Genomic DNA, 23370 nt, shown 5'->3' with positions numbered 1-23370 from the left:
TTCCTCTGACTCCGGCCGTCCGGTTCGCGCCGGTCCCACCGGCGGATATGTTGAGGAGCCGGGGGTCGGTTTCGGACGGAGAGGGACCCCGGGCTCGTCAGCGGTGTCACCGCCCGCCGCGCGCCTGTTCGCCCGCCGCGCGGGCGGCACCCTCCTCGGAGGTCTGATTCCGCGTGCTCAGCGAACCGCCCGAGTTCTCCAGATGGGCACGGATGAACCACTGGAAGAGTTCGAGGCTGCGCAGATGCTCGATCAGCAGGTCCTGGCTGACCGGGTCCGCCTTCTCGGTGGCGGCCACCGCCTCGCGGTGGTCGGCGATGATGCCGGTGAACACCATGTCCAGCGCGCCGAGGTGCTCGATGGCGTCCGCCCTGCCGATGGCGTAGTCGTCCCACGTGCGCTCGGCGACCAGCGCGCCCGGCGTGCCGGCGGGTGAGCCGCCCAGGGTGGAGATGCGCTCCGCGGTCGCGTCCACCATCTCCCGTACCGCGTTCACCTGTGGGTCCAGCATCTGGTGCACGGCGATGAAGTGCGGGCCCACGACGTTCCAGTGGACGTGCTTCAGCGTCAGGGCAAGCTCGTTCAACGCGTGCAGCCGCGTGCGCAGCAGTTGGATGACCTCGACTCCCTGCGAGGTCGTCATACCCGGCACGGTGTACTGCGGCGTGCTGCTGCTCGATGTCGACATGAGGCTCTCCTTACCGTCACATGTTTCCGTATCGCCGTGTCGCCGCCCGCTCTCCGCGAGCTACGGCGCCCGACCGCGCACGTGTACCCCGGCACTCGTCGGCGAACCCGTGTCACCGTGCGGTCCCGGCCGCGTCGGAAGCGGACGGTCAGAGGTACGAGACGCCGGTCAGCCGCTCCGCGGCGCTCCACAGCTCCTTCCGGAAGGCGGGGTCGCCGGCCTGCGCGTTGGCCTCCACCTCGACGACCTTGCCGCGGATCTCCCGGAAGCCGGACGGCCCGTAGAACTGGCCGCCCCGTACGCCGGGCGCGGTCGCGGCGTAGAGCAGGGGCCGTACGCCGCGTTCGGCCGACTGGAAGGCCAGCTGTGTCGTCCGGTCGATGGTCCGTGCCACCACGCCCGCGTCCTCGAACGCCCGCGGGCTGAAATTGGTGCGGCAGATCCCGGGATGGGCGACGACGCTGACGACGGCCGAACCGGCCTCCCGCAGACGGCTGTCCAACTCAAGGGCGAAGGCGGTGTTGGCGAGCTTGGAACGCCCGTACGCGCGGCGGGCGGTGAAGTCGTCGCGTGACATCAGGTCGTTCGGATCGAGACGCGCCTTCTTGTGGAAGACCGAGCTGACGCTCAGCACACGCGAGGCTCCCGCGCGGCGGATGTTGTCGAGCAGCAGCCCGGTGAGCGCGAAGTGGCCCAGGACCGCCACGCCGAAGATCGCCTCGAACCCGTCCTCCGTCGTGCGGGGTTCGCCCATGTGCAGCACGGCGGCGTTGTTGACCAGCAGGTCGATCGACGGGAAGTCGTCGCACATGCCCTTCGCGAAGGCGCGTACCGATTCGAGCGAGGCCAGATCCAGCTGCCGTACCTGGACCTCGGCGTTCGGCAAGGACCGCCGGATACCCTCGGACGCCCGCTCTCCGGCCGCGGTGTTGCGTACGGCCATCACGACGTGTGCCCCGGCCCGGGCGAGTTCGGTCGCGGTGACAAGGCCCAGTCCGGAGTTGGCGCCGGTCACGACGGCGACCCGACCGCTCTGGTCGGGGATGTCACGTTCAGTCCATTCGGTCATGGCCGATGCTCCTGGGGGAAGGGCGTGCACGGGATGAGGAGTGGTGTGCACGCTGCTCGGCGACAACGGTAGGAAGGGACCGGCGATCCCCGGTCGTACTCGTCTCCCTAGGAGAGCCAGACCTACCTTTGCGGAAGGCGGGCGCCCGGCATCACCGACGCCCGGCGGCTCACCAGGCGTGGATCACCGGCGCTTCCGGTTCGTGCCGCCGCCAGGCCTCGTTGAGGCGGGCGAGACGGTTTGCCGCGGCGATGCCGCTCAGGGACGTGATCCTGCCGTCGCCGACCTCGCACACGACGGCGCCCGCGATCCGGTTGTCGACCACGGCCAGGATCGCCGGGGAGCCGTTGACCCACGCGATATGCATCGCGGGCGAGCCGCCCGCCAGCCGGCGCTTCGCCGGCGTGGGCCTGAAGCCGGCCCGTACGAAGGCGGCGACCCGCTCGCGCGTCTCGTACCGCAGGAGCCGCTTGCCCAGTCCGGCGCCGTCCGAGACCGCCGTGACATCGTCGGTGAGCAGCGCCACCAGCCGTTCGGTACGCCCCGTTGTCGCGGCGGCGAGGAACTCCTCGACCACCCGGCGCGCGGACGCGGGGTCCGCCTCGGCGCGGCGGCGCTCCGCGGTGACCCGGGTCCGGGCGCGGTGGACGTGCTGCTGGCTCGCGGACTCGGTGATGTCGAGGATCCCGGCGATCTCGGCGTGGCTGTACGAGAAGGCCTCGCGGAGGATGTAGACGGCCCGTTCGACCGGCGAGAGGCGTTCGAGCAGGGTCAGTACGGCCAGGGACACCGATTCGCGCTGCTCGAAGGTGTCGGCGGGGCCGAGCATCGGGTCGCCGTCGAGGAGCGGTTCGGGCAGCCACGCGCCGGCCGCCCGCTCGTGGCGCACTCGCGCCGAGCGGAGCCGGTCGATACAGAGATTGGTGACGACCTTGGTCAGCCAGGCTTCGGGCACCTCGACCCGTTCGCGGTCCGCGGCCTGCCAGCGCAGGAACGTGTCCTGCACGGCGTCCTCGGCGTCGGCCGCCGAGCCGAGCAGACGGTACGCCAGCGAGGCCAGCCGCCCCCGGCTGGCCTCGAAGCGGTCGATGGCCGCACTGTCCACGCGCAACAGCCTAGGCGGCGACCGTCACACCGGCCGCCCCGGCCGCGGTGGCCCGACGGCGCCTGCGCTTCGGCAGGCCGTACGTCGGGTGGGCGATGCTCCACCCCGCCCCCTTGAGCACGCCCGACTTGAGCCGTGCGGCGGTCCGGCCGCCCAGGAACCGGGACTTCGGGCGGACGTCCCTGTCCACCAGCTGGATGATCGCGTCCCGCCGGCCGAGGCTGATGTGGTTGCCGTGGTACTTCAGCCCGATGGCCGGGACCTCACCGCCCGTCAGGCGCGCGACGATCGCCGCGGTCGCCTGCATGGTGGTGAAGCCGGCCGAGGCACAGGACATCGGCAGCGGACGGCCGTTCTCGCCGATCGCGTAGGCGCAGTCGCCGGCGGCGTAGACGTTCGGGTGCGAGACGCAGCGCATGGTGCGGTCGACGACGATCTGGCCGGTCCCGGCGACCCTCAGGCCACTGGCCGCGGCGATGGGGTCAACGGCGAACCCGGCCGACCACACGGTCACGTCGGCCGGGATGGACCTGCCGTCGGCGGCGACCGCCCGTGTCGGCTCGACGGCCCGGATGCCGGTGTGCTCGTGGAGGGTGATGCCGAGCCGGTCGAAGGCCCCGCGCAGATGGCGGCGGGCCTTCGGGGAGAGCCGGGCGCCCAGTTCGCCCCGGGCGGCGAGCGCGACCGAGAGGTCGGGCCGGGACTCGGCGAACTCGGTGGCGCTCTCGATGCCGGTCAGCCCCTCGCCCACGACCAGCACGGTGCCGCCGGCGTCCAGACCGGCCAGCCGCTCGCGCAGACGCAGCGCCGAGGACCGGCCGGTCACGTCGTGGGCGTACTCGGCGACGCCGGGGACACCGTGGTGCGCGACGGAGCTGCCGAGCGTGTAGAGGAGCGTGTCGTACGCGATCTCGTCGTCGCCGTCCTCGCCGGTCACGGCGACGGTCCCGCGACCGGGGTCGACGCCGGTGACGTACGCGAGGCGCAACCGCACCGCCGTGCCCGCGAACACGTCGGCGAGCGTCCGGGACGCGAGCTCCTGCCCACTGGCGAGCTGATGGAGCCTCATCCGTTCGACGAAGTCCGGTACGGCGTTGACGACGGTGATCTCCGTGTCGGCGGGGGAGAGCCGGCGGGCCAGACTGCCGGCGGCGAAGGCCCCGGCGTAACCGGCGCCGAGTACGACGATGCGGTGCTTCATGGTGTCGCTCCTGTCTCGTTCGCGTGCTCCTTGAACGAGACGGCGCCCCGATCGCTGACAGGAGTCGGATGTGACGCGGGTCACGGCGCCGGGGCGCTCCGAGCGGTTCGTGGAGGGACCGATCCGCTCGTGATGCGGGGTCGGTCAACCGACCGGCCGCGCGTCCGACGCGAGCAACGTCCGGGCGACGGAGCGGCCGGAGGCGCCGTTGACCCCCGGTCCCGGCCAGGTCGCCGCGCCGATCAGCCAGACACCCGGCACGACCGAGCGGTACCCGCCCCGGTGCGCGGCGATCGGGCGTTGGGTGAATGCCTGGGCGAGCGCGTTGGACCCCGCCGCGTGGTCACCCGGCCCCGCGTTGGGGTTCCCCGCCGAAAGGTCGGCGGGTGTGGTGATGTGGCGCTCCAGGACGAGCCCCGTGAGGCCCGGGGCATGGATCTCGGCCTCGGCCGTCACCCGGTCGGCGAACGCCTCGGCGGTGTCGGAGTCCCAGCCGCGCCGTCCGTACGAGGAGTCGCCCGCGTCACCGGTCGGGCTCAGGGGCACGTCGAGCACCTGGAGACGGACGACCGCCTGTCCTTGCGGGGCCCGTGTGGGGTCGACGGCGGTGGGCTCGTGCCAGGAGATCGACGGGTACCGGGGCAGCATCCCGGCCTCCGCCTGCCGGACGGATGTCACGAGCGCGTCGACACCCCGGCCCAGGTTGATCGCGCCGCCCGCGTCGAGCCGGCTGTCCGTGAAGCGCGGCCGGGCGGAGAGCGCGAGGTTGATCTGGAGGCAGCCACGTCTGTAGCCGTACGCCTGCGCCTGCACCCGTACCCGGGCGGGAACGCCCGGCACGTCGCGGAGCAGCCGTTCGTAGAGCTGGTCGGGTGTGGCGGAGACGATGACGGCCTCGTCCGCGCCGACCGTCGCCCCACCACCTGTGCGAACCCCGGTCGCACGGTTGTTCCGTACCAGGATCTGGTCCACGTCGGTGTCGCAGACGATCCGGCCGCCCCTCTCGGTCACGAGGCCGACCAGCGCGTCGGTGAGCCGGCCGCTGCCACCCACCGGTGCGGGGTTCCCGGCCGCGAGCGTCATGAGGGCGAAGGACGACCAGAGGGCGCTCCCGGGGTCGCCCGGCCCCGCGCCGAGATGGAGGGGCCAGGGCGCGGCGAGGGAGCGGAGCTCCTCCGTACGGAAGTACTCGTTCACCAGCTCCACGGCGGTGCCGCTGAGGAACTGGCCGAACGGAAGCGGATCGCGTCGGCTGCCGTCGACCAGAGCGGTGAGCGTGGCCTCGGCCTCCTCGCCGTCCAGGCCGGATCCCAGCAGTTCGGCCAGTTGTGCCAGACGGGGGCCGACCGCCTCGAAGAGGCGGTTCCAGCCCGCTGTCTCACCGAGGCGTTCCAACTCCTCCGTGAACGCCCGCCGATCGACCGGCGCGACAGCCGTACGCCCGCCGGGAAGCGAGGAACCGGTGGCGAGGGGGGCCGTGACGTACTCCAGGCCGTGGCGCGCGAGAAGCGGCGCCAGCTCGGTCCAGACGGGTCCGCCCAGGAACCCCGGATGCAGCGCCGACCAGCGGTCGTGCAGGAACCCGGGAGCCCCGAGCTCGCTCGTACCGACCCAGCCGCCCGGCTGCGGCATGCGATCGATCAGGCACACGCTCCGGCCGGCTTCGAGAAGGTAGGCGGCGGCCACGAGGGCGTTGTGGCCGGCCCCGACGAAGACGACATCTGCCTGCTGGGGAAGATCATCCATACCAGAGAACCTAGGAGAGGTTCCCGGCGCACGCATGACGGCGGACGCGTACGTCCCACGGGGTCGCCCGCGCCCGGACACCGCCCTCGTTCAGAGGTCGCCCACGTCGACCAGCCCGTCCTGGACCGCGCGGCGGTGGGATCGCCGGACCGACCGGCGATCCCACCGCCAAGCCCTAGCGGCGCCCGAGAGCGCGGTCGACGGCCTTGATCAGCTCACCGTCGGGGGTGTCCCCGTCCAGCGACCAGAACATCGCGCCGCCGAGCCCCTTGGCGCGGACGTACGCCGACTTGGCGCGCAGCACCCGCGGGTCGTCGTAGGTCCACATCGTCGTACCGTCGAAGAGCCAGGCGTGGCCGTTCCTGACGTCGCGGTGCACGGTGTACGCCCCGGAGTCCGCGAGCTTCTTCAGCTCCTCGTAGTCCTCGTTGCCGTTCGCCCAGGTGCCCGTGGCGGGGCCGGTCGCGGGCTGGCCCATGCCCGTGCCGCCGCCCGAGACCCCGGTCCAGCCCTGGCCGTAGAAGGGCATGCCCACCACGAGCTTGCGCGCGGGCGCGCCGCGCCGCAGCCAGTCGTTGACCGTCTGGCTGACGCTGAAGTCCTCGGGCGCGGCGTGCAGCGCGGACTGCTGGGCGGTCGTGGCCTCCCAGGTGCCGTGGAAGTCGTATCCCTGGAGATTGACGAAGTCGAAGTCCCGCATGATCTTGGAGACTTCGAAGCCCGCGTCGATCTTGGCGGGGGCGGTCGGGACGAAAGCGGTCAGCTCGTAGTGCTTGCGCTTCCCGTCGCCCTTCCCGGACTTGGCGTACGCGTCGAGCTGCTTACGGAACTCCCGTACGAGCGCGGTGAAGTTCTGCTTGTCCTCCGGGCGGAACACGGTGCCGACGTCACCGGCCGAACCGGGCCACTCCCAGTCGATGTCGATCCCGTCGAAGAGACCCGCCGCCGCCCCCTCGCCGCCGCGCGTGCCGTCGACGGGCAGATTGCCCTTGATGTAGAGGTCGATGCAGGAGGAGACCAGGGCGCGGCGTGAGGCGGGAGTGAGGGCCGCGTCCGAGAAGTTCTTCGACCAGCTCCAACCGCCCAAGGAGATGAGGACCTTGAGACCGCGATGCTTCGCCTTCAGTTCACGCAGCTGGTTGAAGTTGCCGGCGAGGCGCTGGTCGTCGGTGTCGGCCACACCGTCGACGGAGCCGGCCGCGTCCAGCGGGCGGGCGTAGTCGGCCCAGGCGTCGGCTTCTCCCGGGATGTTGCCGGTGAAGCACTTCCCCTCGGCGTTCACGTTCCCGAAGGCGTAGTTGATGTGGGTCAGCCTGGCCGCGGCCCCACTGGTGTCCATGTCCTTGACCTGGTAGTTCCGCCCGTAGACACCCCACTGGGCGAAGTAGCCGACCTGCTTGTACGAAGCGGGTGAGCCGTGGGAGCCGTGCGAGGGCCGCGCGTCGTGCTTGTCGCCGCGCGCGGCGGTGTCGGCACCTGCGGAGGGGGCCAGGGTGGCCACAAGGCCGAGGGCGAGGGCGGCGATGGTCAGCCGGGAAAGGTTTCTTCGAGGCATGAGGCTCGTTTCCTGTGCGTGTGCCGGAAGGGAGCGGTTCTTCTACGGTGCGCACAGGAACGTATTGGTCTGGACCATTAACCGTCAAGATGTTCGGCGGTTCTGCCGAAGGCGAGTATGGCGCTCGGAGCGCGCACGGCGCCCGTGATCGCGACGGAGCGGTCCGCGGTCGCGTTCACGGGCGGCGTCCGTGAACGGAGGGGCGGCCGTCCACGGCGGCGTGTCCTACCTGCGACGAGAGGTCGCTCTCCGCCCGCGGTCGGTCCGGGCCGGCGCCTCCCGCCGCGCCCCGTCAGGAAGCCGTGGCGGGGTGCGGGTTGCCGAGGTACGGGAATCTGTCCAGGGTGTCGGAGTGCGGCGCCAGACCGGACGGGGGCGCCTCGTTCTTGGTGAGGAACGCGACGCGGATGTCGATGACGTCCTCCGTGAAGGTACGCCCGTTGGGATACGCGGCCTGCTTGGACGGGTCGAAGTGCAGCACGTCCGGCAGGATGCCGTGCTCGTCGAGCGCGACGATCGCCTCCTCCCGCGTGTAGTTGCCCGTGTGGCCCAGCAGATGGACGAACTGGTCCGTCCACCGCGCCCGGTCGTTGACCGGCTCGCTGGCGTTGTACTCCTCCTTGGTGTCGTCGGTGTTGAAGAAGCTGCTCACCGACGGGTGCCCGGCCCGGTCCGCGTGGACGAGCCGACCGTCGCGCAGGACACTGCAACGGCCCCAGATGTGCAGCTCCGGCTGGGGCGCCAGCGCCGTGGTCGGCAACTCGATCGCCATCGAGAAGACGTTGGCCGTGGTGTTGGAGTCGACCCCCGTCCACGGGGACTCGCCGGTCAGGTGCGGTTCGGTGAAGTTCCGCTTGCCACTGGTGTCGAACAGGTTCTGGACGCCGTCGAAGTCGAAGAAGAAGGCGTCGCTGCGGCTGCCCGCCGCCACCGTGTAGTCGCCGCTGACGACCACGTTCGCCTCGGTGTCGAAGGAGACGGCGGCGTCCGACACGATCTTGGTGCCGACGGCCTCGGGCCTGCGGGACTCCGCGCCGGTGGCCATGTGGACGCTGTACGTCTGCGAGCCGTCCGCGGCGGGCGGGCTGAAGACCCAGCTGAAGGCGATGTCGGTCAGGTAGTCGCCGTCGTTGTCGATGTTCATGCGGTACACGGCGTCCGGGTGCAGGGCGTCCGCGACGGGGTTGGCGTTGAGGATGAGAACGGTCCTGCTCGGATCGCCGGGTGCCCCGAAGGCGTACAGGTCGCACAGATCGAGGCGCTGGTCGCCGAGGGGCGCCCCAAGGCTGAGGCCGGTGAAGTGGTTCGACATGTCAGGGTTTCCTCTGCTCGCTCGCCGGGAGACCGCCGGCGCGCCGGAACGGCCGTTCTGCCGCTCGTCAGGTGTACGCGCCCCCGGGCGGAGCGCCACGCTAGCCCGCCGGGGAAGTCCGACCGCCGAAGGCGGAAGCGCCGCCGTGAAATGGCCCTCGAATGGGTCACCACCCGCGACAGGGGGCGCGGGGGCGGTCCCTTCCGGACCGGCGCGGCGGCGGCGCTGTCCGGGCGGACCCGCCTACCCCGGTCCGGGCGGACCCCCTACCCCGGTTCGGGCGGTATGCCCGGGAGGCCGAGAAGGCCGAGGAAGGCGGTCGCCGCCGGTGTGCGGCCGGTACGGCTCCACACGAGGTGCTCGACACGGTCCGGCGCGTCGGTGACCTCGACAGCGGTGATGCCGGCCAGCTGCGAGGCGTACCCGGAGGGGAGCAGGGCGATGCCCAGGCCCTGCCCGACCAGACGGGCCAGGAAGTCCGCGTTGGTGACCTCGAAGGCGACGTCGCGGCTGAGGCCCGCCGCCTCGAAGGCCTGATCGGACTGCACACGTCCCGCCGTCCTCGCCGGCAGGTCGACGAACACCTCCGAGGAGAGCCGGAGCAGGTCGACCGCCGGTTCCCGGGCGAGAGGGTGGTCCGGGGCGACCACCGCGACGAGCCGGTCACGCGCGAGTTCACGGGCGTCGACGCCTTCGGGGCGCGCGGTGGTCGGCAGCCCGAGGAAGGCCACGTCGAGGGCTCCTTCCCGCACCTGCTCGGCCAGTTCCTCGCTCGCGCCCACGCGCAGAGTGATGCGCACGCCCGGATACGTCCGGTGGAAATCCCGCAGGGTGCCCGGGATGTCGACCGCCGCGACGCTGGGAATCACACCCACGGCGAGCCGGCCCCGTACCTCACCGACAGCCGCGGCGACCTCGGCCGCCGCGCGCTCGGCGGCGTCCAGGCACTGACGGGCGACGGGCAGGAACGCCGCCCCGGCCGGGGTCAGCCGGACCCGGCGGCTGGTGCGCTCGAAGAGTCTCGCGCCCAACTCCTTCTCCAGCCTCGCGACTTGATGGCTGAGGGCGGACTGGACGACCAGGCATCGCCCGGCGGCCCGGGTGAAGCTGTTCGTCTCGGCGACGGCCACGACATAGCGCATCTGCTGGAGCTCCATTGATCCATCGTGAATCGTGATCGATCAGTTGACAAGCATGTGTTGGACTCATTGATCGATGTCGGCCGAGACTTCGTGACATGACCAGTCCAGCGCCACGGAGACTCCCCGGCCCGGCCGTCGGCGGTGTTCCCCGCGCACATCTGCCGCGTACCGTCCTGACCTCGCTCACCCCCATCGCCTGGGGCACGACCTATCTCGTCACCACCGAGCTTCTGCCGCCGGGACACCCGCTGTTCGCTGGGCTGCTGCGCGCGCTGCCCGGCGGACTGGCCGCCCTGGCGTTCACACGGACGCTGCCGCGAGGGCGGTGGTGGGGGAGGGCGGGGGCGCTCGGCGTACTGAACATAGGCCTTCCCTTCCCGCTGCTGTTCCTCGCGGCCGAGCGCCTGCCGGGAGGCGTCGCCGCGACCCTGGCGGCGGCCCAGCCGCTCCTCATCGCCCTCCTGGCCGTGGCGGTCCTGCGCGAGGCGCTGTCCGCCCGGCGCCTGGCGTGGGGACTGATCGGCATGGCCGGTGTCGGCCTGGTGGTGATCGGGCCGAGCGCGGCATTCGACGACGTCGGCATCCTGGCGGCCCTCGGCAGCGCCGCGTCCATGGCGCTCGGCATCACACTCACCAAACGCTGGGGACGCCCGCCCGGAGCCGGTCCCACCGCGTTCGCCGGCTGGCAGCTCACGGCGGGAGGGCTCTTCCTGCTGCCCCTCACCCTTCTGGCCGAGGGCGCGCCTCCGGCGATCGACCCGACCGCTGCCCTCGGCTACCTCTGGATGGGCCTGGTCGGCGGACTGATCTCGTACGTCCTGTGGTTCCGCGGCATCACCACGCTGCCCGTCGCCTCCGTCGCCGTTCTCCCGCTGCTCTCCCCACTGGTCGCCGCCACGCTCGGCGCCCTCGTGCTCGGGCAGACCTTCGGACCGGTCCAACTCCTGGGCTTCGGGCTCGCGCTGGCCGCGATCGTCGCGGGCCAGCTGCCCGCCCCCACCTCCGCCCCCACCCGCTCACGCGGCTGATCCACGACCACGACCACGACCACGACCGAAGGGATCTCGTCATGCCCCATGACCCCGCCACACCCGACAACAGAACCGTCCTGGTCACGGGCGCGACCGGCGGCCAGGGCGGCGCCGTCGCCCGGAGACTTCTCGCCCACGGCTGGGGGGTACTCGCCCTCGTCCGTGACCCGGACACGCGGCGGGCCAAGGAGCTCGAAGCGCTCGGGGCGGAACTGGTCACCGGCGACCTCGACGACGCGCCGTCGCTGCGCGCGGCGGCGCGGGGCGTGCACGGCGTCTTCAGCGTGCAGCCGGCCGACATGACCGCCCCGCACCCCGAAGCCGAGGTGCGACAGGGCAGGAACGTCGCCGACGCGGCCGCCTCGGCGGGCGTCGCTCATCTGGTCTACAGCTCCGTGGGCGCCGCAGGGCGTAAGTCCGGGGTCGCGCACTTCGACAGCAAGACGGAGATCGAGGCGTACGTCGGCACCCTCTCCGTACCCACGACGGTGCTGCGGCCGGTGTTCTTCATGGAGAACTGGCTCTACCTGCTGCCGGAGGCGGAGAACGGCGAACGGGTCGGTTCGATCGCGCTCGACGCGGACATCCCGCTCCAGATGATCGCGCTGGCCGACATCGGGCGGATCGCCGCGGAGGCGTTCGACAGGCCGGCCGAGTTCATCGGCAGGAGGGTCGAGATCGCCGGTGATCAGCTGACGGTACGTCAGGTGGCCGGGTTTTCAGCAGGGTTGACGACATCCCCACCCGCTTCGAGCGGCAGCCGATCGAGGAGCTCCGGGCCGGCGCGGGGGAGTTGGCGAAGATGTTCGACTGGTTCGAGAAGACGGGATACCGGGCCGACATCGCCGCGCTCCGCGCGCGGTACCCGCGGCTGCTGACCTTTGAGGCGTGGCTGCGCGGGACCCGTTAGCCGTACGCCCCGGAGCCGGCGATCCTTCAGGGCGCAGGTTGCGAGCCGGCCGTCGGCCGACGTACTCCGAAGCCCCTCGGTACCGGGGCGAAGGTGCCTCGGCGGCCCACGGCATCGTGTCGGCCGACCCACGTCCGCGTACGACACACGAGGTCGGCACGATGGTGAACCGCGACGGCGCCGCACTCGACGACCCGGTGGGTGAGTCGCTCCGCGAACACCACGCACCCACCTCACCCGGTGGCGCATGACGCTCGCCGCCGGCCTCCTGGTCGAGCAGGAGGCCGGCGGCGGTCGCCGACGCCGCGCGCGCCGTGGGCCACTCCGACCCGTTCGGCTCCAGCGCGGCGTCCAAAAGGATCCGGGGCGTCGGCCCGAGCGAGTTCCGGCGCGCCGCGACCGGCGCTTCCGGGGCCGACGGGCGGCCCGGCGCCTACCTCAGCCGCGCCGCGCGGCGGCCTCACGCAGCAGGGCGAGCTCCTCGTACATGACATCGCCCGGGCACTCCGTGGCCAGCCAGTCCCGGTGGCCGCTGATCTCGTCGACCTCCTTCACCGTGCCGTTGATGGGGTTCGTGTACGTCACGGTGGCCCCCGGGTCGACACCGTGGAGCCGTACCAGGACCCGGACCAGCGCGGTCAGCGAGCGCCTGGCCTCGTCCGTCGGCCCCTGCTCCATCAGATTGCCGAGGAGGGCGATGCCGAGGTTGCCGGAGTTGAACCCGGCGGCGTGGAAGGCGGTCACCAGCTTGCCGTCCGCGTCGTGCGCGGGAAGACCGTCGTCGCCGGAGTAGCGGCCCTCGTAGACGGTGCCCGCCTCGTCGATGAGGAAGTGGTAGCCGATGTCGCCCCAGTCGTTGCCGATGGCGTGGAGCTCGTAGATCCCGCGGACGGTGGCGGCCGGGTCCGCGTCGGCGTTGGCCGTGGCGGTGTGGTGCACGGTGATGGTCTGGAACGGGTAGTACGCGGTCGGCGTGTTCTCCGTGCCGTCCGGCTTGAACCGCAGCGACTCGTCCGCGCCCCAGGCCGGCCGCGACAGATAGGCGAGACCGCGCATCCGGGTCGTGTCGGCGGGGACGGCCACCTTCCGCCGCGGGCCGCGCGTGGTGTCGAGCGCCAGGGAGCGCAGGGCGGTGGAGCCCTCGGGGGCCTTGAGTTCATAGCCGGACGCCTGGCCGGCGGGGACGAGCAGGGCTCCGCCGTTCGCGTCCGAGCAGCCGTCGGCGCTCAGTGCCTGCCACTCGCCCTGCTCGCCGTCGGCGTCCCGCAGCCGGATCGCGCCACCGGTGGCCTTGGACGTGCCTTCCCAACGGACGCCCACGTAGCCGATGGGGAAGGCGGCCTCGACGGGTGCCTCACCCGTCGCCTCCTTGGCCCTGGTCTCGGGGAAGGTCTCGGTGGTGGTGCCGGGCTTCGCGGCGGGGGCGTCGGCGGACGCGGATTCCCCGTCGTCCGTGGCGGCCATCACCGTCGGCGCGATCACCGCGCCGGCGGCGACCGCGGTCGCGGCGCCTATGACGGAGCGTCGGGCGATCCTGTTCGCCGCCCGGTGTCGGGGTGACGTAGGGGGAACTGTCACGGAGGTTCCTCAATCATCGGTGGACGTACGTCGGGACCGACCCCGGAGGCACAACGGCCCCTCACGTCAGGCGAGTCAGTCGAGTCGCAAGCCTAGACGGAGCGGGGTCGCCGACCGAGGCCGAGTCCGGGGCCGGGGAGTCGGCCCCGTGCCGACGCGGGCGCCCCCGTCCGCGTCGGCACGGGGGCGCGCCCGTCACCTGCCGGGCCGGTACCTCCGCTCGACATGGCCCTTGAGGTCCTCGGGGTAGAAGTAGACGGGCCGCAGATCGCCGCTCGCGTAGCGCTCGGTCTGGTCGTCGAAGTGCGGCGAGTCGGGGTGACCGCTCACCCCTCCCGCCGTCACCGCCCAGGCGCGCAGTCGCGGCCCGAACTCCACCACCGCCACGAAGCTGTTGCCGCTGGTGCCGTAGTAACGCTTCGTACCCGGGTACGCCTTGGCTCCGAACGAGGCGAGGGAACCCCATCGCGACGAGGTGAAGGGGACGGGGACGCTCTGCTTGGCGTCGCTGAACTCCTGCACGATCGCCCCGTCGTTGCGCTGGTAGCGGTTGATCTCGCCCCATGGCACCCGCCAGCCGCCGAAGTCCCTTTTCAGCCGGTCCGTCGCCGTCTCCAGCGCCCCGAGCCGCTGCGCGTCGGTGGCGCGCTCGGCCATGTAGTCCCAGCCGGACACTCCGGCGGCTGCCGCCGCCTGGGAGGTGAGAGCCCACATGTCCTCACCCCAGAAGACCGCCACCGATGTCGCCGTCGACTTCGCGGACCAGCGGTGGTTCCAGTCGCGGAGCAGGCCGATCGGGCCGGCCAGCCTCTCCTTGCGCGCGTCGTGCTTCGGCAGGTGGTCCCACGCGGCGACGAGCCCCGGCAACAGCCGCGCGAAGGCGGTGAGATACGGATCGAACGCCGCCTCGATCAGTGTGCGGGGGGTGAAGTCGTCGCGCGCGGTCAGTACACGCACCGCCTGCGGACCGCGCGGATTCTCGCCGACCCGGTCGAAGTAGCGCGGGTAGTCGGCCGCGTCGGGACTGTCCGCGCCGGCGGCGGTCCAGGGCCAGTTGTTGGTGTTGAACGCCCAGCCGTTCCTCGGGTTCACCGCCCGGGGCATGCTGTCCAGACTGTGCGTGCCCCGCCAGTCGGTCGCCGGATCACTGCCGTCGACCGGCTTGAGATAGTTGAACCGGTCGTCCCTCTCCGGCATGAACTGCGGCATCAGGAAGGCGATCTCGCCCTTGGAGTCCGCGAAGAGCGTGTTGTTCGAGCTGTTCGCCTTGAGGCCCGCGACCTTTATGTACTGCCGGTAGTCGCGTGTCGTGGTGCGCAGGAAGCTCTGGGTGAGCGCCTCGACGGGCCTGTTCATCAGCGCGCACGCGATCCACTTGCCGTCCGCCTCGCGCACGATCGGGCCGTGATGCGTGGCGAGCGTCGTGAAGCTGCGCTTCTGCCGGCCCCCCTCGGCGGTACGGAAGGAGAGCGTGACCTTCTTCGAGGTGGCGGGGCGCAGTTCGTCGCCGTAACGGTAGGAACGCGCACCGTCGGAGCCCGTCACGACCGTCTCGGCGAACTCGTCTATGTTGTCGACGCCGCTCGTCGTGTGCATCCACCCCGTGTGCGCGTTGAAGCCCTGGTAGATGAAGAACTGGCCCCAGGTGGCGGCGCCGTAGACGTCGAGCCCCTCGCGGCTCGTCACATGCTGCTCCGCGCGGAAGAAGAAGCTGGTGTGCGGGTTGATCAGCAGCAGGGCGTGGCCGTTCCGGGTGTGACTCGGCGCGATGGCGATGCCGTTCGACCCCGTGGGTTCGCGCATCACCAGCCCGCGCTCCTCGTCGGTGATCGGTAGGTCACGCCCGCCGTAGAAGGCTTCGAGCTGGGAGAGCATGACCGACTCGATGTCACCGCCGATGCTGCCCTCGGAGAAGCTCAGCGGCATCCACGGCTCGAACCGGTCGAGCACGCGCGGACGCACCTCGGGGTGCGTCGCGAGGTAGTGGTTGAGCCCGTCGGCCCACGCCCGCATCAGCGCGCGCAGCCAGGCGGGGCACCTCGTGTAGTCCCTCTTCAGCTTCTCGGGGTCGAGGAACAGCCGCTGGCGCAGGTCCTGCCAGATCGCGCGCTCTCCCTCGGCCTCGGCGAGACGGCCCAGCGCGACGAGGTAGTTCTGCTCGATACGGTTGAAGTCGTCCTCGGCCTGGGCGTACATCATCCCGAACACCGCGTCGGCGTCGCTCTCGCCCACGATGTGCGGAACGCCCCAGTCGTCCCGGGTGATCGTCACCCGGGAGGCGTGGCCGCGCCGGCGGGCCTCCTCGTCCGAGGAGGACGCCGTACCCGCGAACGCGGTGCCGGACGACAGCCCCGCGGCCACGGCCAGCCCGGCCGCTCCGCCCAGGACAGTGCGTCGGCTCGGCCCGGAGTTCTGCGGATGGCTCATGAGCGGCTCCTTCTTCGTCCGCGTGGCTCTTACGCGGAACGGCCCGTCGCGGTCGGTGTCTTGGGGGTGACACGTGCCCCCGGGCCCCGCACTGGAGTTCGGTGATCGATCACCCACGCGGACAGTCCTATCCAGGAAGACGCGCCCTGACAAGAACCCCGTCCCCCGTGCCCCGGGGTACACGGAGTGGAAATATGGCGTTGGAGACAGATAATTCCGGCAGCGGCCGACAGCGTCGCAGGCGGATGTTCCGGGAATCGGGCGATGGATACGTCGATTCGGGCGCGGAATCCGGAGATTCGGGCATCGGGTACGGGGATTCGGGCGGATCATATCCGGAAGAAACCTTTATGCGGGCACGGGGATTGCCTGGCACGGTGACGCGGGTTTGCCCTGTGCCCGTATTGGGGCCCGGAAAATCGCCGCTTCGGCCACCAACGCCGGATCAACTCCTGATTAACCCAGGGTCATCGCGCTGGATACGGACGAGGGCCGTGTCAATCATTTCAGCCTTCCCAAGGTGCTCGGACCGGCCGGCACGAACCATCTCCTGACCGTGCACTTCAGTGCATACCCACTGTGTTTGAGGCCCCCACCCATACCTGCAAGCGTTCTGCAAGCGTCCTGCAAGAACTGGAATCGGACAGGGTTCATTCTTCGATCTTGACGGGCAAGTCACCGTCTCGTTACTCTGCTGATCGTTTGCAATTCCGCACTTCTGTGCCGAACGGATCGGGCTGATTTTCCTGTCATTTTCAGCGACTTCGTTGGAAGGGCGACGAGAGAGAAATGAGGACCTACTCTCCTCGCCGCAGGGCCGACCCCTGTCGCGCTGATGCCCGTACTCATCTCCATAGACAGAGGGCTGTCCCCTGCCCGGCCGGAGTACCGCACACTCCGCCGGAGCATGCTGCTGTTTCGTAGAAGAGGGAGTGAGGTCATGTACACCACCGTGTCCAATGAATCGGCCCGGGAAATACCGCGTCAGAAGTGCCTGCCTGATCTACTTCTGGAACAAGCCTGTGCACATCCGCACAGCAGAGCGGTTGTCCACGACAACGAAACCCTCACCTACCGTGAGCTGGTGCAGCAGAGCTCCGAACTGGCCGCGTATCTGCACCACCTCGATGTGGCGCCGGACGACTGCGTCGGCATATTCGTGGAACCGTCGGCAGAGCTGATGGTGGGCGTCTGGGGCATCCTCTTCTCCGGCGGAGCGTATTTACCCCTCTCGCCCGAGTACCCCGAAGAGCGGCTGCGCTACATGATCGAGGACTCCGGCACCCGGGTCGTCTTCTCCCGGCGCGAACTCGCGTCGAGGCTGGTCGGCTTAGCCCCGAAGGGGACCAGGATCGTCACCCTCGACGATGTGGCCGCCTTCAGCCGGCAGCACCCGGCCGACAGCAGGCGCCGGCCTCCCGCTCCCCGTCCGGACAATCTCGCGTATGTCATCTACACCTCCGGCAGTACGGGAAGGCCGAAGGGGGTCATGATCGAACACCGAAGTGTCGTCAGCCAGTTACAGTGGCTGGCGACTTTTTTCGGTCTGAACCGCGAAGCGACGGTGCTCCAGAAAACACCCATGAGCTTCGACGCCGCACAGTGGGAGATCCTGGCTCCCGGGTGCGGCAGCCAAGTGGTGATGGGAGGTCCCGGTGTGTACCGGGACGTCGAGCGTCTGATCGAGACGATCGAGCGGCACGACGTCACCACGCTCCAGTGCGTTCCCACGCTTCTCCAAGCGCTCCTGGACACCGACGAGTTCGTCAAGTGCACTTCGCTCAGGGGGATTTTCAGCGGCGGTGAGGCGCTGTCGAAAAGCCTTGCCGCGCAATGCGTCGACCTCTTGCCGCACTGCGAGTTGATCAATCTTTACGGCCCGACCGAATGCACCATCAACACGTCCGCACACACCGTCGATCCCGCTGCCGTCGAGAGCGGTCCGAACCCGATTTCGATCGGCACCCCGGCGCACGGTACGCAGTATCACATCCTGGACCGGGAGCAGAACGCGGTCGCGGTGGGCGAGATCGGCGAACTGTACATCGGCGGCGCCCAGTTGGCGCGTGGATACCTGCACCGGCCGGAGCTGACCGCCGAACGATTCGTGAACAATCCCTTCGCGCCGGGCACCCGATTGTTCCGCAGCGGTGATCTCGCGTACTGGAACACCGACGGCACCGTGCAGTTCGTCGGCCGTATCGACAATCAGGTGAAGCTCCGGGGTTTCCGGGTCGAACTCGACGAGATCAGAGTGTCGATAGAGAACCACGACTGGGTGAAGAGCGCGGCGGTGGTGGTACGCGACGACCCGCGCACCGGATTCCAGAATCTCATCTCCTTTGTCGAACTGGATCCCAAGGAAGCCGCCCTGATGGATCAGGGCAACCACGGCGCGCACCACCAGTCCAAGTCGAGCCGGCTCCAGGTCCGTGCCCAACTGGCCAACTCCGGCTGCCGGGACGCCGAGGAGATGGACGGCAGGAAACTGATCGCGTTACCCGGCGGCGAGGCCACGCCCGAGCAGCGGCGGCAGGCTTTCGCCCGAAGGACCTACCGGTTCTACGAGGGCGGCGAGGTCACCAAGGCCGATATCCTCCAGCTGTTGGCGAAACGGACGACCGGCACCCTTCCCCGCGATCTGAGAACAGTCGATTTCACGGAATTCGGGGAGATCCTCCGCCACTTCGGACCCCACCTCAGCGACCAGCGGTTGCTCCCGAAGTACGCCTACGCCTCACCCGGGTCCCTGTACGCCACGCAGATGTACCTCGAACTGGACCGGATCGGCGATCTCGCACCGGGCTTCTACTACTACCACCCGGTCCGCCACCAGCTGGTACTGATCAGCCCGAAGGACGACACCGCGCCCGCGCCTCGGATCGCGGTCCACTTCGTGGGAAAGCGACGGGCGATCGAGCCGGTCTACAAGAACAACCTCCAGGAGGTCCTGGAGATTGAGACCGGCCACATGGTCGGACTGTTCGAGGAGATCCTGCCGGGCCGTGGTCTGACTATCGTCGACGGGCAGTACGCCCCGGCCACCATGGACAGTCTCGACTGCGCCGCCGAGGACCACTATCTGGGCACCTTCGAGATCGTGCCGCACACGACCGCCGTCGATCTCCCGCTGGACATCTATGTGCAGGCCCATCCGGGCGGGGTGCCCGATCTGCCCGCCGGCCAGTACCGCTACCTGAACGGCGAGTTGGAGCTGATCTCCGACGAGCTGATCCTGCGCAAGCACGTCATCGCCATCAACCAGCAGGTCTACGAGCGGTCCCGCTTCGGTATCTCGGTGATCAGCAGGACCGGCGAGGAGTGGAGGCGTTACGTCGATCTCGGCCGGGGACTGCAACGCCTGTCCATGAACGAGCTGAACCTCGGCTTCATGTCCTCGGGGTACAGCTCGAAGTCCGGCGCGGACCTGCCGGCCGCCAGGCGTATCGAGAGCATTCTGGCCGACGCCGGGCTCCGCGGTGGCCCGTCCTACTTCTTCGTCGGCGGACGGGTCAGCGACGAACAGGTGCGCGCCGAGGGCATGAAGGAGGACACCGTCCATATGAGGGGACCGGCGGAGATGATCAGGGACGATCTGATCAACTCCCTTCCCGACTACATGATTCCGAACCGGGTCATGGTGCTGGACAAGCTGCCCACCACGGTGAACGGCAAGACGGACACCGCGGCGATGGAGCGCCTGGCCGACGCCGCCGTCGCCGACGACGACCGGCCCTACATCGCGCCGAGGACCACCACCGAGCGGCGGATCGCCGAGCTGTGGAAGAAGGGCATGAAGCGGGACGTGATCTCGGTCCACGACGACTTCTTCGCCTCCGGCGGCAACTCGCTGATCGCGGTCGGCCTGATCAACAGGCTCAACCGCGAGTTCGGCAGCTCGCTTCCGTTGCAGGTGCTGTTCGAGGCGCCCACGATCGAGGAGCTCGCGCTGCGGATCGGCGCGAAGTCCACCGACGGGGCATCCAGGCTGGTCCCCTTGCGGACGGCGGGGACGGGGAACCCCGTCTACTGCTGGCCCGGGCTCGGCGGGTACCCGATGAATCTGCGCCTGCTGGCCGACAGCGTCGACCTCGACCGCCCCTTCTACGGGATACAGGCGCACGGCATCAATCCCGGTGAACAGATCTATCCGACCATCCAGGAGATGGCCGCGCGGGACATCGAGGAGATCCGCGGGCGCCAGCCGAACGGGCCCTACACGCTGTGGGGTTACTCCTTCGGCGCCCGGGTCGCCTTCGAGGCCGCCCACCAGCTCGAACAGGCCGGGGAACGGGTGGAGAACCTGTTCCTGATCGCACCGGGCTCGCCCAAGGTGGAGGCCGACGCCGACGGTGAGATCGCCTACCGGGACCGGGCGTACGTCACCATCCTGTTCTCCGTCTTCGCCGGCCGCATCAACGGTCCCGAGCTGAAGGAGTGTCTGCGGGCCGCGCACGACGACGACAGCTTCGCCGAGTTCATCAGCGCGGCTTTCCCGCACCTGGACACCGAGTTGGTGAAGCGAATCGCGGCGGTGGTGCACCGCACGTACACCTTCGAATACGAATTCAGCGAACTCCGGGCGAGGCGGATCAGCGCGCCCGTCACGATCTTCAAAGCCACCGGCGACAACTACTCGTTCATCGAGAACAGCGCCGGTTACTCGGTCGCTCAGCCGTATGTGGTCGACCTCGCGGCCGACCACTACACCCTGCTGAGGGAATCGCACATAGACGAACTGGTGACGGCGATCCGTCACCGTCTGCCCACCGACACAGGAGAGTCCACCGTGCCGCACGTCAACATCAAATATTTCTCCTCCTCGCTCTCCGAGGAGCGGCGGTCCGAGCTGGTCACCGCCGTGACCGAGGCGGTCAGGACCGCGTTCACCTGCGACGAGGGCGTCATCTCGATCGCCCTGGAGCCGGTCGACAAGGACGTGTGGAACGACCGGGTCTACGTCCCCGAGATCGTCAACCGGAAAGAGCTCCTGCACAAGTCACCGAACTACTGAGCGCGCGGGGGGACGTAGAACCATGAGCCACGTAGACGAGGTGCGATGACCAACGCCACCCTGGCCCGATTTCTCTTACTGGCCCTGTTATGGGGCAGCAGTTTCATGCTGATCAAGGTCTCGCTGGACGGGCTGACTCCCGGCCAGATCGTGCTGGCCCGCCTCATTCTGGGGGCCGCCGTGCTGGCCCTGATCGTCGCGGTACGGAAGGTGAACCTGCCCCGTTCCGGCGAGATCTGGCGCCATATCGCCGTAGCGGCGCTGTTCGGCAACGTCGTACCGTTCCTGCTGATCTCCTACGGTGAGCAGACCGCGGGCGCCGGCCTCGCCGGTGTGCTGATCGGCGTCACGCCGCTGCTCACCCTGACCCTCGCCACCGCGGCGCTGCCCACCGAGCGGGCCACGCCGCGCAAGGCGATCGGTCTGGTGGCCGGCTTCCTCGGTGTGGTGCTGGTCATGGGCCCCTGGTCCGACTCGGCAGGCTCGCTCGGCGGGCAGTTGGCCTGCGTCGGCGCCGCGCTGAGCTACGCCTGCGGGTTCGTGTACGTACGCAAGTTCCTCTCGCCCAAGGGCCTCGCCCCGACGGCGCTCGCCGCCTCGCAGCTCATCGCGGCCGCCGTGCTACAGACGTTCGCCACCCCGTTCCTGACCTGGCACACCCCGGAGCTGACCGGCAAGGTCGTCGCCGCCGTGGTCGGTCTCGGGGTGCTCAGCACCGGTCTGGCCTATGTGCTGTACTTCCGGCTCATCGGTGACGTCGGCGCCACCACCGCTTCCGCCGTCAACTACGTGGTCCCGGTGTTCGCCGTCCTGACCGGAGTGCTGCTGCTGAGCGAGCCGGTGACCTGGAACCTGATCGTGGGCGGTCTGGTCGTACTCGCCGGCGTCGGATACGCGGAGAACCGCATCACCGGTCCCCGCCGCGAGCCTTCCCTGGTGAAGGAATCATGAGGGGCGTCCGCGGGCTGTACCGCGCGGCGATGGCCGATCTGGACATGATCCGGGAGCGCGACCCTTCGATGCTCTCCCGCACCGAGGCGCTGCTGCACCCGGCGGTGGTGGCGATCTGGGGGTACCGCGCGACGCACCGGCTGCATCTGCGCGGCAAGCGCAGGGCGGCCCGGCTGGGGTCGGCCCTGGCGAGAGTGCTGTCCGGCGGGATCGAGATCCACCCCGGCGCCCGGATAGGCCGAGGGTTCTTCATCGACCACGGCACCGGTGTGGTGATCGGCGAGACCGCGGTCATCGGCGACGACGTCACCATCTTCCACCAGGTGACGCTGGGCTCGGTCGGCTGGTGGCACGACCAGGACCGGCCCGAGGGGTCACGCAGACACCCCGCCGTGGGCGACCGGGTGGTGATCGGCGCCAACGCCACCCTGCTGGGAGCGATCACCGTCGGCTCGGACGCGGTGATCGGCGCGCAGGCGCTGGTCATCCGGGACGTGGCCGACGGCGCGAGAGTCCTGGCGCCCACCGCCGAGGCGGGGCGTCCCCGCACCCGCCGGACACAGCGCCAGCAGCAGCTCCGTACCCCCACCGTGATCACCAAGACCCACCGGGACCACGCCACCCCGCTCACCTTTCCCACCTGGTGACCCGACCTTCAGAGAGAGTTACTGTGCTGACGTCGACCAAGCGGCCGCTGGCCGCCTCCATGGAGCACCTGATCGGTGGCACCCCGATGGTCCGGCTGGACCTCGGTGCCCCGGACAGGGACACCACCGTCTACGCCAAGCTGGAGATGGCGAACCCGCTGTCCAGCGTCAAGGACCGCACCGGTCTGTACATGATCGAGGCCGCCGAGGAACGCGGGCTGCTCCGCCGGGGCGAGGGCACCGTCGTGGAGGCGACCTCCGGCAACACCGGCATCTCGCTGGCCGCGCTGTGCGCGGCACGCGGCTACAAGTGCGTCATCGTGCTGCCGGACAACGCGACCAACGAGCGCGTCCAGATGCTGCGCGCGTTCGGCGCGGAGATCGTGCAGACCCCGCACGAGCAGGGATATGTGGCCGCCATCGAGAAGGCCGAGCAGATCCACCGTGAGCGGCCCGGTTCCTGGTTCGCCTGCCAGCACGAGAATCCGGACAACGTACAGGCGCACTACGCCACCACCGGACCGGAGATCTGGCTCGACACCGACGGCGAGATCGATGTGCTGGTCTGCGGGGTCGGCACCGGCGGAACGCTTTCCGGCACCGCCCGCTACCTCAAGGAACAGAACCCGGCGATCCAGGTGGTCGCGGTCGAGCCGGAGCGCTCGCCCGTGCTCAGCGAGGGCTGGGGCGGACTGCACCGCATCCCCGGCCTCAACGGTGGCTTCGTCGCGCCGACCACCGACCTCGACATGATCGACGAGGTGCTCACCATCTCCGACAGCGACGCCTTCTCCAGCGCCCGGATGCTCGCGCGTACGGCGGGGCTGCTGGTCGGCGTCTCGTCCGGGGCCGCCGCGCACGCCTGCCGGACGCTCGTCGCGCGGCCCGAGTACGCGGGAAAGACGGTGGTGACGGTGTTCCCGGACACCGGGGAGCGCTATCTGTCCTGGCTGCAGGCCGCCGCCGACGACGACGAGACAGAGAAGTGAGCCCA

At 69.9% G+C, this 23370-nt stretch carries 16 protein-coding genes; 6 read left to right on the top strand and 10 right to left on the bottom strand.

The window, feature by feature from the left end:
* Nucleotides 1-106 precede the first annotated feature (106 nt).
* From ACFWU9_RS33830 to ACFWU9_RS33795, 8 genes are all read right to left on the bottom strand, one after another.
* Nucleotides 107-688 carry a Dps family protein gene (locus ACFWU9_RS33830; RefSeq protein WP_384324911.1) on the bottom strand — a complete coding sequence of 194 codons (582 nt, stop codon included), beginning with the start codon at nucleotides 686-688 and terminating at the stop codon, nucleotides 107-109.
* Nucleotides 689-836: 148 nt separating this feature from the next.
* Nucleotides 837-1757, bottom strand: a complete 921-nt coding sequence (locus ACFWU9_RS33825; protein ID WP_384324910.1) for an oxidoreductase — start codon at nucleotides 1755-1757, stop codon at nucleotides 837-839.
* A gap of 169 nt (nucleotides 1758-1926) precedes the next feature.
* Nucleotides 1927-2862: a sigma-70 family RNA polymerase sigma factor gene (locus ACFWU9_RS33820; protein ID WP_384324909.1), complete on the bottom strand. Its 936-nt coding sequence runs from the start codon at nucleotides 2860-2862 to the stop codon at nucleotides 1927-1929.
* Between the two features lie 10 nt (nucleotides 2863-2872).
* Nucleotides 2873-4063, bottom strand: a complete 1191-nt coding sequence (locus ACFWU9_RS33815; protein WP_384324908.1) for an NAD(P)/FAD-dependent oxidoreductase — start codon at nucleotides 4061-4063, stop codon at nucleotides 2873-2875.
* Nucleotides 4064-4207: 144 nt separating this feature from the next.
* A complete protein-coding gene (locus tag ACFWU9_RS33810) occupies nucleotides 4208-5809 on the bottom strand; it encodes a phytoene desaturase family protein (RefSeq protein ID WP_384324907.1) in 1602 nt (533 codons plus the stop codon).
* A gap of 175 nt (nucleotides 5810-5984) precedes the next feature.
* Nucleotides 5985-7364 (bottom strand): glycoside hydrolase family 18 protein, encoded by a 1380-nt coding sequence (locus ACFWU9_RS33805; protein ID WP_384324906.1) that lies wholly within the window; start codon nucleotides 7362-7364, stop codon nucleotides 5985-5987.
* Nucleotides 7365-7656: 292 nt separating this feature from the next.
* Nucleotides 7657-8676 carry a DUF4331 family protein gene (locus ACFWU9_RS33800; RefSeq protein ID WP_384324905.1) on the bottom strand — a complete coding sequence of 340 codons (1020 nt, stop codon included), beginning with the start codon at nucleotides 8674-8676 and terminating at the stop codon, nucleotides 7657-7659.
* Between the two features lie 266 nt (nucleotides 8677-8942).
* Nucleotides 8943-9833, bottom strand: coding sequence for a LysR family transcriptional regulator (locus tag ACFWU9_RS33795; RefSeq protein ID WP_384324904.1), 891 nt, complete (start codon nucleotides 9831-9833; stop codon nucleotides 8943-8945).
* Nucleotides 9834-9913: 80 nt separating this feature from the next.
* Here ACFWU9_RS33795 and ACFWU9_RS33790 point away from each other — a divergent pair, with 80 nt between their 5' ends.
* Nucleotides 9914-10846: an EamA family transporter gene (locus ACFWU9_RS33790; protein ID WP_384324903.1), complete on the top strand. Its 933-nt coding sequence runs from the start codon at nucleotides 9914-9916 to the stop codon at nucleotides 10844-10846.
* A 41-nt stretch (nucleotides 10847-10887) separates the two neighbouring features.
* Nucleotides 10888-11727: an NmrA/HSCARG family protein gene (locus ACFWU9_RS33785; RefSeq protein WP_384324902.1), complete on the top strand. Its 840-nt coding sequence runs from the start codon at nucleotides 10888-10890 to the stop codon at nucleotides 11725-11727.
* Between the two features lie 470 nt (nucleotides 11728-12197).
* Here ACFWU9_RS33785 and ACFWU9_RS33780 read toward each other — a convergent pair whose 3' ends face one another.
* Both ACFWU9_RS33780 and ACFWU9_RS33775 read right to left on the bottom strand, forming a co-directional pair.
* Nucleotides 12198-13337: a peptidoglycan recognition family protein gene (locus ACFWU9_RS33780; protein ID WP_384324901.1), complete on the bottom strand. Its 1140-nt coding sequence runs from the start codon at nucleotides 13335-13337 to the stop codon at nucleotides 12198-12200.
* Between the two features lie 195 nt (nucleotides 13338-13532).
* Nucleotides 13533-15764 (bottom strand): penicillin acylase family protein, encoded by a 2232-nt coding sequence (locus ACFWU9_RS33775; RefSeq protein WP_384324900.1) that lies wholly within the window; start codon nucleotides 15762-15764, stop codon nucleotides 13533-13535.
* A 940-nt stretch (nucleotides 15765-16704) separates the two neighbouring features.
* Between ACFWU9_RS33775 and ACFWU9_RS33770 the strand changes: the two genes are divergently transcribed.
* From ACFWU9_RS33770 to cysK, 4 genes are read left to right on the top strand one after another with little or no spacing between them, the layout of a single operon-like run.
* Nucleotides 16705-20778 (top strand): amino acid adenylation domain-containing protein, encoded by a 4074-nt coding sequence (locus ACFWU9_RS33770; protein WP_384324899.1) that lies wholly within the window; start codon nucleotides 16705-16707, stop codon nucleotides 20776-20778.
* Between the two features lie 45 nt (nucleotides 20779-20823).
* The gene (locus tag ACFWU9_RS33765) at nucleotides 20824-21729 is read left to right on the top strand and encodes a DMT family transporter (protein WP_384324898.1); all 906 of its coding nucleotides are present in this window, start codon (nucleotides 20824-20826) and stop codon (nucleotides 21727-21729) included.
* Nucleotides 21726-22376, top strand: coding sequence for a serine O-acetyltransferase EpsC (epsC, locus tag ACFWU9_RS33760; RefSeq protein WP_384324897.1), 651 nt, complete (start codon nucleotides 21726-21728; stop codon nucleotides 22374-22376). Before ACFWU9_RS33765 ends, epsC begins: the two co-directional genes overlap by 4 nt.
* 59 nt (nucleotides 22377-22435) lie before the next feature.
* Nucleotides 22436-23365, top strand: a complete 930-nt coding sequence (gene cysK, locus ACFWU9_RS33755) for a cysteine synthase A (RefSeq protein WP_384324913.1) — start codon at nucleotides 22436-22438, stop codon at nucleotides 23363-23365.
* Nucleotides 23366-23370: the final 5 nt, after the last annotated feature.

Origin of the sequence: Streptomyces sp. NPDC058653, from assembly GCF_042716895.1 — a bacterium.
GTDB lineage: Bacteria > Actinomycetota > Actinomycetes > Streptomycetales > Streptomycetaceae > Streptomyces.
The sequence above is the reverse complement of the archived record's forward strand: the minus strand, read 5'-3'. Positions and strand labels throughout refer to the sequence as shown.